Genomic DNA, 13412 nt, shown 5'->3' on the forward strand with positions numbered 1-13412 from the left:
GCGGGGGGGGGGGTGGGGCGCCCGGGGCGGGCCGGCCCCGGGCGCGTCGTACCCGGTGGGGGGGGGGGGGCGGGGGGGGGGGCCGCGGGGGGGGGGGGGGCCCCCCCCCGACGGCAAGAGGATCGGCTTCGCCGAACAGGGCACCAGAGCCCTCACGACGGTCGCCCGACTCGCCCACGACAAGAGTGTGTACGTCGACCCGAAGCCCGGCAGCGAGCAGATGTACCAGGTGTTCCTGAGCGGCCGGATGGCGATGGTGGCGACCGGACCCTGGCAGCTTCCGGACATCATCACCGCGAAGGTCGACTACGACGTCGTCCCGCTCCCGACGTACAGCGGCAGGCCGGTCACCATCTCCGGTCCCGACACCTGGACCGTGTTCGACAACGGTTCCGCCCGTTCCCGCGCGGCCGTCGAGTTCGTGCGCTGGATGAACCGGCCGGCCCAGGACGCGCGCTGGGACATCGCGGCGGGCAGCCTCCCGCTCGGCTCGGGAACCGCCGGGCGTCCGGAATGGCGCGAGCACACCGGGTCGACCACCGGCCTCGGCGTGTTCACCGACACCCTGGCCTCCGCCCGGGTCCGGCCCGTGCACGCGGCCTACCCGCAGATCTCCCAGGCGCTCGGCGGGGCGATCGTCTCGGTCCTCCTCGGCAAGGACTCCCCCGCCCACGCTCTCCGCCGGTGCGCCGACACGGCCGACGCGGCTCTGCTCATCCCCAGGTGACCCCGGCTCGTCCCCGGCTCGTCCCCGGTGACCCCGACGTCAGACGTTCCCAGCCGACTTCCGGCTGAAGGAGGCCGTCATGTCCACCCTTCCCCGCGCCTTCACCGTCGTACCCGGCCCCGCGGTGACCCCGGCCGCCGCACGACGCGCCGCCCGCCGCCGCGGCCGCCGTGAGACGGCCACCGCCTGGGCCTTCATCAGCCCCGCGGTCGTCGTGATCCTCGGCCTGAGCATCGTGCCCGTCGTGTGGTCGCTGCTGCTCTCCTTCCGCGCCGACGATCTGGTCACCCCTGGCCGATGGGTCGGCCTCGACAACTACCGGGCCCTGGCCCAGGACCCCAACTTCCGTACGGCCGTGGGCAACACCCTGCTGTACGCCGCCCTGTACGTGCCGCTCAGCCTGCTCGGCGGGCTGATGCTGGCCCTGGCGCTGAACCGCCGTATCCGGTTCATCGGCCTCTACCGCACGCTCGTCTTCGTTCCGTTCGTCGTCTCGGCGACCGCGCAGGGCGTGCTCTTCTCGTTCATCCTCGACCCCGAGTTCGGTGCCGCGAACTCCCTGCTGCACAAGCTCGGGCTGTCCCCGCAGGGCTTTCTCACCGACCCGGACCAGGCGATCTATCTGCTGGTGCTGATCTCGCTGTGGAGCGGGGTCGGGTTCTGCGTCGTCGTCTATCTGGCCGCGCTCCAGGACGTGCCGCCCGAACTCGTGGAAGCCGCGCGGATCGACGGGGCGGGCCGCTGGCGGGTGCTGCGCCACATCGTCCTGCCGACCCTCACCCCGGTCACCGTGTTCCTGCTGCTGTGGCAGCTCATCACGGCCCTCCAGGTCTTCGACCTGATCTATGTGACGACGAAGGGCGGCCCCCTCGGCTCGACCGGCGTGGTCGTCTACTTCGTCTGGCAGCAGGCGTTCCAGACGTTCACGGCGGGCTACGGGGCCGCGGCGGCGTACGTCCTCGCGGTCGCCCTGCTGATGGCGGGCGGCGCGCTGCGTCTCGTACGGCGCCGGCAGCAACGTACCGAAGGAGCGGTCCGATGAGTTCACCCGCCACCTCCCGCTGGCCCAGCGGACGGCATCTGCTGCTGGCGCCGCTGACCCTGTGCTTCGCGCTGCCGCTGGTGTGGCTGGTGCTCAGCTCGGTGATGTCCGACGCGGAGATCAACCGGTTCCCGCCCGCGCTGTGGCCGAAGGGGATCGACCTGGGCGGCTACCGCTATGTGCTCGGGAACGCAATGTTCCCGCGCTGGTTCGCCAATTCACTGATCGTCGCGGTCGCGGCCGTCCTGTCGAACCTGCTGCTCGGGGCGCTGGGCGGCTACGCCTTCGCGCGGATGCGGTTCGCCGGCTCGCGGACGCTGCTCGCCCTGATGCTCGCGACGATGGTGATCCCCTTCCAGCTCACGATGATCCCGACCTTCCTGGTGATGAAGGAACTGGGGCTCATCGACACGCTCGGCGCGCTGATCGTGCCCTCGCTCGTCACCCCGTTCGCGGTCTTCCTGTTCCGGCAGTTCTTCCTGGGGCTGCCCCGGGAGATGGAGGAGGCGGCCTGGATCGACGGGTGTTCGCGGCTGCGGGTGCTGTTCTCGATCGTGCTGCCGCTGGCCCGGCCCGCGCTGGCCACGGTGGCGGTGCTGACGTTCCTGAGCACCTGGAACGACCTGTCCTGGCCGCTCATCGCGATCAACCACGACACGCGGTACACCTTGCAGCTCGGTCTGACGACCTTCCAGGGACAGCACCACACGCGGTGGTCGGCGGTGATGGCGGGCAACGTGATCACCGTGCTGCCCGTCCTGGTCGCGTTCCTGCTCGCGCAGAAGACCTTTGTCCAGTCGCTCACTTCGAGCGGTCTGAAGGGCTAGGCCACCATGAAATCCTTCGATCTCCTCGTCGTCGGTGACGCCAATCCGGATGTCGTCGTCGGCCCGTTGCGCGGCCCTCTGGAGTTCGGGCAGCGCGAACAACTCGTCGAGCACGCGGGGCTGGTGCTCGGCGGCTCCGCCGCGATCATGGCGTGCGGGGCCGCGCGGCTCGGGCTGCGGGTCGCGTTCGCGGGGCGGGTGGGCGACGACCCCGCGGGCGCCTTCGTGCGCGAGGCGCTCGCCGGGCGCGGCGTCGACGTGGCCTTCCTGGTCACCGACCCGGTCCGGCCCACGCCGCTCACGACGGTCGTCACGGCCGGGGACGGGGACCGGGCCATCCTCACGGCGCCGGGCTGTCTCACCGCGACCGGCGCCGAGGACGTGCCGGCGGACCTGATCGGGGCCTCGCGGCACGTGCACGCGGCCTCGTTCTACCTGATGCCCCGTCTGGCGCGTTCCCTGGCACCACTGTTCGCCCTGGCGCGGGAGACCGGCGCGACGACGTCACTCGACACCAATGACGATCCGGCCGGCCGCTGGGACCCGGAACTCCTGCGTCCCGTCCTGGAGTTCACCGACTTCCTGCTGCCCAACGCGGCCGAGGCGTCCGCGCTGTCCGGGACGGCCGAACCCGCCGCGGCCGCCGCCGTCCTGGCCGGCCGGGGGCCGACGGTCGTGGTCAAGGACGGCGCGAACGGCGCCCTCGCCCACACCGGGACACGGCTCACGCACGCGCCTGCCGTGGCCGTCGACCCCGTGGACACCGTCGGCGCGGGCGACAGCTTCGACGCCGGGTTCGTCGCCGCGACCCTGCGCGGCCTCGACCTGCGCTCCGCGCTCGCGGTGGCCGCGGCCTGCGGTTCGCTCTCGACACGAGCGCACGGCGGCACAGCGGCACAGGCCACCTGGGACGAGGCCCTCGCCGCGGCCCGCGCGCGCCTCCCCGCCGTTCCACCAGCCCTCCGCACCCGCGAGACCAGGAGTCCTTCATGAACGACGTCACCGCCCCGAAGATCGCCTTCATCGGAGCCGGGAGCGTGGTGTTCACCCAGGGGCTGCTGGCCGACCTGTTCACGTTCCCCGAACTCGCGCACGCGCGGATCGCGTTGCACGACATCGACCAAGAGCGGCTCGACACCGCCGAGGGCGCCGCCCGGTACATCGCCGGCGTTCGCGGCGCGCGGCCCGTGATCACCGCGCATCGCGACCGCCGGGCGGCCCTGGAGGACGCCGACTTCGTCATCAACATCATCCAGGTCGGCATGGACAGCGCGACCCGCACCGACTTCGCCGTGCCCGCCCGCTACGGACTGCGCCAGACCATCGGCGACACCCTCGGCATCGGCGGCATCTTCCGCGCCCTGCGCACCTTCCCGGTGCTCCGCGCGCTCGCCGCCGACATGACCGAACTCTGCCCGGACGCACTGCTGTTGAACTACACCAATCCCATGGCGATGAACGTCCTCTATCTGAGCCGCATCGCCCCGGAGCTGCGCGTCACCGGCCTGTGCCACTCGGTGCACTGGACGATGCACGACCTCTCCGAGATCGTCGGCGTTCCCTTCGAGGAGGTCACCCACCTGGCCGCCGGGGTCAACCACCAGGCGTGGGTGCTGCGTTTCGAGCGCGCGGGCCAGGACCTCTACCCGCTCCTGGACGAGGCCATCGCCAAGGATCCGGAACTGCTGCGCCGGGTCCGTGTGGACATGTACCGCCGCCTCGGCCACTACCCCACCGAGACGAGCGAGCACTCCTCGGAGTACGTGCCGTGGTACCTCCACCACGACAGCGAGATCGAGCGGCTCAGACTGCCGGTGGGCGCCTATCTGGACATCATCGAGGAGAACGCGGCTAGCTACCGGCGCACCCGCGACGCGCTGGCCTCCGGGGTGCCCCTCCCCGTCGAGGGCACCTTGGAGTACGCCCCGCAGATCATCCACAGCACCCTGACCGGCACCCCCCGCACGGTCTACGGCAATGTGCCCAACCGCGGGCTCATCGACAACCTCCCGGCGGACTGTGTCGTCGAGGTGCCCTGCCTGACGGACGCGCTGGGAGTGCAGCCGACCCGTGTCGGCGCGCTGCCCCCGCAGTGCGCGGCGCTGAACAGCGCGTACGTCTCCGTCACCGACCTGGTGGTCCGCGCCGCCACGGACAACGAGCCGCGCCACATCCGGCACGCCGCGATGGCCGACCCCGCGACGGCCGCGGCTCTCCCCGTCGAGCGCATCTGGGACCTGTGCGACGACCTCGTACGGGCTCACGGTGATCTGCTCCAGCCCGAGCTGAGGGCGCTGCTGGGCCACTGAGCGGGGGAGCATGTCGGTTCACGGTCACCCTCAGGGGGTGAGGCCGGTGGGGCCCGGGTGTCGCAGGCTCGGTGGTGAGTGGCTGCGGTCGCAGCCCGTGCAACGGAGGTCTCGCCATGGCAACCACCCAGCATCACACCCGCTCCAAGGGCACACTGACGGCCGCGAGCGGCCTGATGGTCTTCGCCTCGGTGATGCTGTTCGTCTCCGGCGTCCTGGACATCCTGCGGGGCGTCATGGCCATCGCCGAGGACGACGTCTTCGTCACCGGCCAGAACTACGTCTTCAAGTTCGACCTGACGAGCTGGGGCTGGATCCACCTGACACTCGGCGCGGTCGCCGTGGTCGTGAGCCTCGGCCTGTTCACGGCGGCCACCTGGGCCCGGGTGATCGGCGTCGGCATCGCCGCACTGCTGATCATCGCCAACTTCCTCGACATCCCGTACTACCCCGTCTGGTCGCTGACGCTGATAGCCCTGTACGGATTCGTCATCTGGGCGCTCTGCGTGGCACGGCCGGACTCGGACACGCCTTAGCCGACGGCGCCGGAGCCGGACCGGGCCGGGCCGGGCTCGAGGGCCGGGCTCGACCGGGCCGGCCGGCATCCGACGCGACGGGTCCGCGGCTCACAGGAGGTGCAGGTCGCGGGCCCGTCGTACGGCCTCGCCCCGGCGGGTCGCGGCGAGCTTGCGGTAGACGCTCTTGAGATGGGTCTTGACCGTGTTGACCGACAGATGCAGATCGGCGGCGATCTCGTCCCTCGACATCATCTGCGCCAGCCTCTCCAGCACCTCCTGCTCGCGCTCGCTGAGCGATTCGATCACCGGCGCGGTCACCGGTTCGTCACCCGCCCGCGACGCATGGCCGACGCCCAGGACCGCGGCCGCCTCCGGGAGCCATTCATGGCCCTGGGCCAGCACGGGCCGGTGCCGCAGATAGCTCCGCAGCCAGGGGCCGGCCTCCAGGAACGGCCGTCTCAGATGCTCCGGCCTGGCCGTTCGCAGCGCCCGCGCCACCAGCCGCTGGGCGGTGGAGTCGTCCCCCAGCGCGTCCGCCGTCTGCGCCCGCGCGAGCAGCACCCGGACGGCGATGGCCGGCCCCTCGTCCACCTCGGAGGAGAGTGAGTCCAGCAGGGCGCGCGCCGCCTCCCGGTCACCGGTGGCGAGCCGGGCACGGGCGGCGGCGGCCGTGGCCTCGGGCCCGGTCGCCCCTTCCTCCACGAGCACGTCCATCGCCGCGAGCGGTTCACCCAGGGCCAGGTAGGCGGTCGACATGGCGAGCGCTGCCCGGTCGGTCACCCACGGCGAGGGCTCGATCCCGTGCGGCGGGCGCCTCAGCTCGTCCAGGACGCGCAGCGCCTCCTTCGGATGTCCCTTGGCCAGGAGCATCCGGGAGCGCACCAGCGCCAGGCCCGCCGTCGCGACGGGATCGTGCGCGACCGGGCTGGAGGCGGTCGCCTGGTCCAGGTGGGTCTGCGCCGCGGCCAGATCGTCGCGGTCGACGGCGACCGCCGCCAGGACGAGCTGGGCGACGCCCGTGCGGGCGGGGGGCGGCAGGCCGGAGCGCTCCGCCCCGGCGACCGCCGCCCGCGCGTGCGACTCCGCGCGGCCCGGCCGCCCGCACAGGAGGTCGATCAGGGCCAGCCGGCCGAGGGATTCGTGCCGGGGTGACGCGGTGGACGGTCCGTCGTCGACCTGGGTGGCTGCGGACAGCGAGATCCGGGCCGCGTCGAGCCGCCCCGCCCAGAGCTGTGCCGAGCCCAGTCCGGTGAGCATCAGGGCCGGCAGCTCCGGGTGCCGTTCCAGCAGTTCGGCCGGAAGGGACAGCTCCGCCGCCGCCATGTCCTCGGCCGCCGCCTGTGCCCTGTCGGCGGAGCCGGTCAGCCGGGCCGCGAACACCCGCAGCAGCGCGTGGCTCAGCCGCAGGGCCGCGGGGCCGGCCCCCTCGCCCTCCAGGTTCTCCTCCGCCCGGCGCAGATATTCAAGGCCCCGGTCGACGTCGTGGCGGACGAGTTCGCGGGCGGCGCGCACCAGACACGCGGCAGGCCCGGCCGCGTCCGACGGCATGGCGGCGAACAGTCCGTCGAGGCGTTCGGCGTCGAGTCCCGTCAGCAGCTCGCCCATGGCCAGCTCGTCGACGAACCGGCCGGCCGCGAGCTCCCATTCCCCTGCCCCCGCCGCGTGCGGCAGGGCCTCCGCCAGCAGGCCCGACTCGCTCAGCCAGCGGGCGGCGCGCCGGTGCAGCTCCGGCTCGAGACCCGGCAGTCTGACCCGCAGATGGACCCGCAGGATCTCCGCGAACAGGGGGTGCAGCCGGTACCAGGAGTGGCCGATGGCCTCGACGAAGGCGTTGGCGTGCTGGAGCCCGGCCAGGATGGCGTCCGCGTCGTCCCGGCCCGTCAGGGCGTTGGCCAGATCCGGGTGGATCTGGTCGAGGATGCTCGACCGCAGGAGCAGATCCTGTGTCTCCTCCTCCTGCGCCTCCAGGACCTCGGCCAGCAGGAAGTCCGCGAGCGTGCTCTGGCCCGCCTCGAAGTTCTTGATGAAGGTGTCCGGGTCGTCGACGTGCTGGGCCGCGAGGATGCACAGGCGCAGTCCGGCCGCCCAGCCTCCGGTCCGCTCCGTCAGTGACCGCGCGCCTTCGTCCGACAGCCGGATGTCGTGACGGTTCAGCAGGGCCGCCGTCTCGCCCGGGACGAACGCCAGGTCGGCGCCCCGGACCTCGGCGACCGCTCCGGCGGCCCGGTAGCGGTGGAGCGGTAGCTGTGGCTCCGTACGGCTGACGATGACCAGTCGCAGTCCGCCGCCCGCGTGGCGCAGGACGAACTGGAGCTCGTCGGCGACCTCCGCCGAGGCGCCCACCCGGTCGAACTCGTCGAGCACCAGGATCACGGGCTCCGCGCGTTCGCTCAGCCAGGCCGCCAGCCGGGTCAGCAGGGAGTGGTCCACGTCTCCGGGGCTCGACGGGCTGCCGATGTCGTCGGGGACAGCCGCTCCGTGCCGCCGCAGGGACTCGAGGACGTACGTCCAGAAGATGCCGGGGCCGGTGTCCTCGTGCTCCACGGTCAGCCAGGCCACGTCGTCCGGGCGGTCCCTCGTGGAGATCCAGTGGGCGACCAGGAGCGTCTTCCCGGCGCCCGCGGGCCCGTTGACCAGTGTGAGGGGACCCCGCACGCCCTCGGTGAGGCGTCCGATCAGCCGCGGCCTGCGGACGAAGGTCTCCGTCAGGTCCGGGACGGTGAACCGGACGGCGAGCAGCGGGTCACCACCCGGTGTCAGCAGCCCGGCCATGGGGTCCTGCCTCCGCGATGTCTCGGCAGCGGCGACGCGTCCGATCCGATGTGGTCCGGGTCCACGGCTCCCTCCCCGGTGTAACCCCCGCACACTGATCGTCACCCGCTGTCCCGAATGCCGCAAGACAGGCTTTCCGGTCCCCCGCCGAGGGTGAGGCGTGGGGCACCTCGCGTCGGGTGTCATGGGAGCGGAGCCCCGGATGGCGGGGAGGCGTGACTCCGGGTGCCATGGAGGTGCCGTGGACGCGGAGCCGGGCCGGACACCGCCGTCCGGCGGAGCGGCCTCGCGGGCCGAATCGATGAGGTGGTCACCGGTGAAACACTGGCGCGCTCTGGCCGTGCTCGGGACGGCCCAGTTCCTGATGGTCCTGGACACGTCCGTCATGAACGTGTCCATCAGCCAGCTCGTGGAGGACTTCGACACCGAGGTCACCGCCATCCAGGCCGTCATCACCCTCTACGCGCTGGTCATGGCCGCTTTCATGGCCACCGGCGGACGGCTCGGCGACATCCTCGGACGCCGTCGGCTGTTCCTCGTCGGACTCGTCGTCTACGGCGTGGGGTCGGCCCTGACCGCGGTGGCTCCCACTCTGTGGATGCTCGCGCTCGGCTGGTCGGTCGTCGAGGGGCTCGGGGCCGCACTGGTGCTGCCGGCCATGGCGGCCCTGGTGGCGGAGTCCTACAGAGGGCGGGACCGTGCCGTCGCCTACGGGGTCATCGGCGGGCTCGCCGGCGCCGGTATCGCGGTCGGACCGCTGCTGGGCGGCTGGGTGACGACGTACCTCACCTGGCGGCTGGTCTTCGCGGGCGAGGTCGTGGTCGTCGTCGCGATGCTGTGCTTCCGCCGGGCGATCCCCGAGAAGCCCCTGCCCGAGTCCCGCCCCCGGCTGGACGGCGTGGGCGCCTTCCTGTCGGCGGCGGGACTCGGACTGGGTGTGCTGGGTGTCCTTCAGAGCGGTACCTGGGGGTGGGTGCAGCCCCGCAACCCGCCCTTCACCGTCCTCGGTTTCGCCCCGACGCTGTTCGTCGTCTCCGCCGGGGTGCTCGTCCTCGCCGTGTTCGCCAAGTGGGAGCGCCGCAGGGAGGCGCAGGGCACCGACCCGCTGATCCATCTGTCGCTGCTGCACCGGCTGCCCCTGCGCTCCGGTCTGCTGACGCTGGTCAGCCAGAACCTCATCCTGCTGGGGCTGTTCTTCGCCATCCCGCTGTATCTCCAGGTGGTGCAGGGATTCGACGCGTTCCAGACGGGGCTGCGGCTGCTCCCGGTGTCCGTCACGATGCTGGCGGCCTCCGTGCTGGCCTCCAGGCTGGGGCGGGTGATGGGGCCGCGCCGTGTGGTCAGACTGGCCCTGCTGACGCTGCTCGGAGCCATCACCTGGCTGCTGGCCACCATTCAACCGGTCATCGACGACGCCCAGTTCGCCGGGGCCATGGCCCTGCTGGGTGTCGGCATGGGGCTGCTCGCCTCCCAGCTCGGCAACGTGGTGCAGTCCAGCGCCGGCGAGGAGGAGCGCAGCGAGGTCGGCGGGCTCCAGTTCACCGCCCAGAATCTGGGCTCCGCGCTCGGTACGGCGCTGATCGGGTCGATCCTCGTCGGCGCCCTGGCGCAGGCCTTCCTCACCCAGGTGGCGCAGCATCCGGACCTGTCGCAGGAGGCACGTGAGAAGACCGGCGTCGCGCTGGAGGCGGGCATCAGTTTCGTCCCCACCGACCAGGTGCGTTCGGCGGCCGAACAGGCCGGGCTGCCGCCGGCCGAGGTCGACGCCGTCACGGACTCCTACGCGACGGCGCAGCTGAACGGTCTGAAGGCGGCGATCCTCGCGGCCGGCGGCATCACACTGGCGAGCTTCCTGGTCACGACGCACCTGCCGACCGGACGGGCGGGCCGCGGGAAGGAACCCGGCACGGGCGGCTCGGCCGTCCCCCTCGAACAGGCGTGAACACACGGGGCTCGTACGGTCAGGGATGCGCGAGGCCCATAGGGACGCGCGAGGCCCGGACGGACGTGACCGCGCGAGGCGGCCGCCCGGTCCCGGGTTCACCTCCTGCGGGTGAGGGCGCGCGGGGCGGGCCGGCGGATGATCGTGGGGAAGGGTGCCGTCCGCCCGCCCCAGGCCGCCCGCCGGGGGGAGCCCCGCATGCAGTACGAGATCCGCGTCGAGGGACATCTGTCGGAGACGCTTTCCGAGGCGTTCCCGGAGATGGACCACGTGCTGATCTCGGGTCAGACCATCCTGTTCGGCCCCGTCGTCGACGAGGCGCATCTGTACGGGCTGCTGGCCCGCTGCCGGTCGCTCGGACTGCGGGTCGTGGAGATGCGCCAACTGCCGGGGTGACGCAGGCGCCGGCCACCGGGGTGAGCGCGAGGATCACCCGCCGGGGGTGAGCCGCCGGGGCCCGGCACACGGGACCGTGGACGGCGGGAATCCACCCACCGTCCCGTCGGCGGTCCGCGACCGGTCCGCTCGGCCGCGTGATCCGCTCGACCGCGTGAGGAGGAACCATGACGGAATCGCATGGTTCGGCACCGCACACCGGGCCGGAGCCCGGGCCCGGCCGCCCGGCTTCCGCGCCCCCGGGCGACCCCGTGGTACTGCTGGACCGAGTCGGCGCCTCCTGGACCTGGCTCCTCGGCTCGGCCGTCGCGACGCTGATCCCCGGCATCCTGGTCCTGGTCTGGCCGGAGGAGACCCTGCACGTCCTCGCGGTCCTCCTCGGCCTCTACCTGCTGGTCATCGGCGGGTTCCGGTTCGTGTCCGTGTTCGGCCACCGGGAGCAGGGCAGCCGGTTCGCGACGCTGCTGGTCGCGGTGCTGTACGTGCTGGCCGGCGTCCTGTGTCTGCGCAACCCGCTGCAGACCATCGCCGCGCTCTCCCTGATCCTCGGCGTCGTCTGGCTCGTGTCCGGTGTGCTGACCGCGTACACCGCCCTCTCCTCCAGGGACCTGCCGCACCGCGGCTTCGTCCTGTGCGGGGCGGCGATCGGGATCATCGCGGGCATCGTCGTCCTGGCGCTGCCGACCGAGTCGGCCCGTGCCCTGACCCGGCTGCTCGGTCTGTGGATGGTGCTGATCGGCCTGGTCGAACTCGCGGTGGCCTTCGCCTGGCGGGCCGCCCTGCGCCGGGCGGTGTCCGTCGCGCCGCGCGACCCGGCCTCGCCCTACTGAGGAGAGACAGCGGCACGGACGGAGGAGGCCGAGCACCCCGGCCCCGCGCACATCGCCGCCCGCGACTCCTTGAGTTGTGCGGAACGCCGGGCATACTCGTGACTCCCCTGCCCGGGCGCCGACCGGATGATCCGGCCGGCGCCTCGGCGCGTACCCGAATCCGTGGGCCGCCCGATGAGCAGGCTCGTACGGAGCGGACGTAACAAAGGGCATGCCGACATTTCTGGCCAGCAGGCACGACGAGCGCGTGCCGGTGAACAGCGCGGTGGCGCCGCACACGCTCCTCGGGCGGCTGCGGCGGCACAAACGCGCCGTGTTCGTGGTGGCCGTGGCCCTGCTGCTGGTCCAGATGGCCGTCGCCATGGTCAGCACGGCCGTCGAGCAGACCCCGACGATCGACGAGCCCGTGTACGTGGGCACCGCGACGGTCTACGTCCAGCAGCACGACCTGCGGTACAACCCCGAGCATCCGCCACTGGGCAAGCTGATCATCGGGACCGGCCTGCTGTTCGCGCACCCGCACCTCGATCCCGCGTTCGAGGGTGACCAGACCGAGCTCGGGCGGCACGTACTGTACGAGTCCGGCAACGATCCCTGGCGGGTGATGCTGTGGGCGCGGTTGCCGGTGATCGTCCTGACGCTGCTGTCCGGGCTGGTCGTCCTCGCGTTCGCCCGTGAACTCGCGGGCCGTACGGGCGCGCTGGTCGCCCTCGCGCTCTACGCGTTCTCGCCCGACGTGATCGCGCACGGCTCGCTGGCCACGCTCGACGTGCCGGCGTCGGGCTTCCTGCTGACGTCGGTGTGGCTGGTGTGGCGGGCCAGGCGCAGACCGTTCATGTACCTGCCGCTCTCCGCCGTCGCGCTCGGCGCGGCGGTGGCGACCAAGATGAGCATGCTGCCGGCCGTACCGGTGGTGCTGCTCCTCGCGGTGGTGTCCGTGTGGCACGCGGGCCGTGCCGACCCGGGCGCGGCACCGACGGGCGACGCGCGGGCGAAGGCCCGGCTGCTCGGACTCGCCGCAGCGGCCGTCGCCGGGATGGCCCTGGTGGCCGTCGCCGTGGTGTGGGCCACCTATCTGGCCGTCGATCCCCGGCTGCGCTGGACAGCGCCCTCGGACCTCCCGGCCGTGCACGGACTGCGCGCGCTGCTCGTCGACCGTCTGCCCCTGCCGCGGCCCTACCGGGACGGGATGCGGGTCCAGTTCGGCTTCGAGAACGCGACCTGGCAGGGCTTCCTCTTCGGCCGGCTCTACCAGGGGTCTCTCTGGTACTACCTGCCGGCGGCGCTGCTGGTGAAGACCCCGCTCGGCATGATGGCGCTCTGGACGGCCGGATCGCTCACCCTCCTGGCCGTACGCCGGCTGCGCCCCGCGGCCCCGTACGTCCTGGTACCCCCGGCACTGCTGCTGGCCTCGGCGATGACCGGCTCCCGCGATCTCGGCGTGCGCTACGCCCTGTTCGTGCCGGTGTTCCTCGCGGTCGCGGCGGGTTGTGCCGTCGCCGTGCGCGGGCGCAACCCGGATGCGGCGGGCCGGCCGGCGTGGGCGGGAGCCGTGCGCCGACGGTGGCCGGCCCGTGCGCGGACCGGGACGGCGGCGCTGGTCCTGTTCGTGGCCGTCAGCTCGCTGCTGACGTACCCGTACTACCTGCCGTACTCGAACGAGGCGTTCGGCGGCCCGGAGAAGACCTATCTGCGGCTGCACGACTCGAACGTCGACTGGGGCCAGGACCTCGGCCGCCTCGCCGACCGACTGAAGGGGCACTACCCCCACGAGAAGGTGTGGCTCGTCTACAAGGGCGCCGGCGTACCGTCCGCCTACGGCATCCACGCGACCGACCCCCGCACGGTGCCCGCGTCCCACGTGCACGGACTGCTGGTCGTCTCCGACACCGCGATCGACAAGGCCGACGCCCGCTTGAAGACACTGCTGGCTACGAGCAGGCGGGTCGAGGAGGTCGGTCACTCCATGACTGTTTTCCGGAGGGCTTGAGGCGGCGTCAGTCCCCGCCGGCGAATGTGAACACGTTGAACTCCCTGTTGAACTCCCTG

Annotated in this window: 11 protein-coding genes; 10 read left to right on the forward strand and 1 reads right to left on the reverse strand. The window is 72.4% G+C overall.

Annotated features, from left to right (window positions below):
- The 6 genes from ACFXGX_RS34125 to ACFXGX_RS34150 form a co-directional block, all read left to right on the forward strand.
- A partial coding sequence (locus tag ACFXGX_RS34125; RefSeq protein WP_384799210.1) for an extracellular solute-binding protein occupies positions 1–727 on the forward strand: 727 nt, incomplete at its 5' end.
- Positions 728–806: 79 nt separating this feature from the next.
- Positions 807–1769, forward strand: coding sequence for a carbohydrate ABC transporter permease (locus tag ACFXGX_RS34130; protein WP_384799213.1), 963 nt, complete (start codon positions 807–809; stop codon positions 1767–1769).
- Positions 1766–2596 carry a carbohydrate ABC transporter permease gene (locus ACFXGX_RS34135; RefSeq protein ID WP_384799216.1) on the forward strand — a complete coding sequence of 277 codons (831 nt, stop codon included), beginning with the start codon at positions 1766–1768 and terminating at the stop codon, positions 2594–2596. Before ACFXGX_RS34130 ends, ACFXGX_RS34135 begins: the two co-directional genes overlap by 4 nt.
- Positions 2597–2602: 6 nt before the next feature.
- Positions 2603–3589, forward strand: coding sequence for a carbohydrate kinase family protein (locus ACFXGX_RS34140; protein ID WP_384799219.1), 987 nt, complete (start codon positions 2603–2605; stop codon positions 3587–3589).
- Entirely contained in the window at positions 3586–4905 is a 1320-nt protein-coding gene (locus tag ACFXGX_RS34145) for an alpha-glucosidase/alpha-galactosidase (protein WP_384799222.1), read from the forward strand. Before ACFXGX_RS34140 ends, ACFXGX_RS34145 begins: the two co-directional genes overlap by 4 nt.
- A 116-nt stretch (positions 4906–5021) precedes the next feature.
- Positions 5022–5441: a hypothetical protein gene (locus ACFXGX_RS34150; RefSeq protein ID WP_384799225.1), complete on the forward strand. Its 420-nt coding sequence runs from the start codon at positions 5022–5024 to the stop codon at positions 5439–5441.
- 90 nt (positions 5442–5531) lie between these two features.
- On the opposite strand, the gene ACFXGX_RS34155 is transcribed toward ACFXGX_RS34150, so the two are convergent.
- The gene (locus tag ACFXGX_RS34155) at positions 5532–8195 is read right to left on the reverse strand and encodes a LuxR C-terminal-related transcriptional regulator (RefSeq protein WP_384799228.1); all 2664 of its coding nucleotides are present in this window, start codon (positions 8193–8195) and stop codon (positions 5532–5534) included.
- A gap of 316 nt (positions 8196–8511) precedes the next feature.
- Between ACFXGX_RS34155 and ACFXGX_RS34160 the strand changes: the two genes are divergently transcribed.
- The 4 genes from ACFXGX_RS34160 to ACFXGX_RS34175 all read left to right on the forward strand — a co-directional run bounded on the left by ACFXGX_RS34160 (position 8512) and on the right by ACFXGX_RS34175 (position 13353).
- The gene (locus ACFXGX_RS34160) at positions 8512–10137 is read left to right on the forward strand and encodes an MFS transporter (protein WP_384799231.1); all 1626 of its coding nucleotides are present in this window, start codon (positions 8512–8514) and stop codon (positions 10135–10137) included.
- Positions 10138–10335: 198 nt separating this feature from the next.
- Positions 10336–10533, forward strand: coding sequence for a hypothetical protein (locus ACFXGX_RS34165; protein ID WP_151467062.1), 198 nt, complete (start codon positions 10336–10338; stop codon positions 10531–10533).
- Positions 10534–10700: 167 nt separating this feature from the next.
- Positions 10701–11363: an HdeD family acid-resistance protein gene (locus ACFXGX_RS34170; protein WP_384799235.1), complete on the forward strand. Its 663-nt coding sequence runs from the start codon at positions 10701–10703 to the stop codon at positions 11361–11363.
- Between the two features lie 211 nt (positions 11364–11574).
- Positions 11575–13353 (forward strand): ArnT family glycosyltransferase, encoded by a 1779-nt coding sequence (locus tag ACFXGX_RS34175; protein ID WP_384799237.1) that lies wholly within the window; start codon positions 11575–11577, stop codon positions 13351–13353.
- Positions 13354–13412: the final 59 nt, after the last annotated feature.

Origin of the sequence: Streptomyces sp. NPDC059371, assembly GCF_042751995.1 — a bacterium.
Taxonomy (GTDB): domain Bacteria; phylum Actinomycetota; class Actinomycetes; order Streptomycetales; family Streptomycetaceae; genus Streptomyces.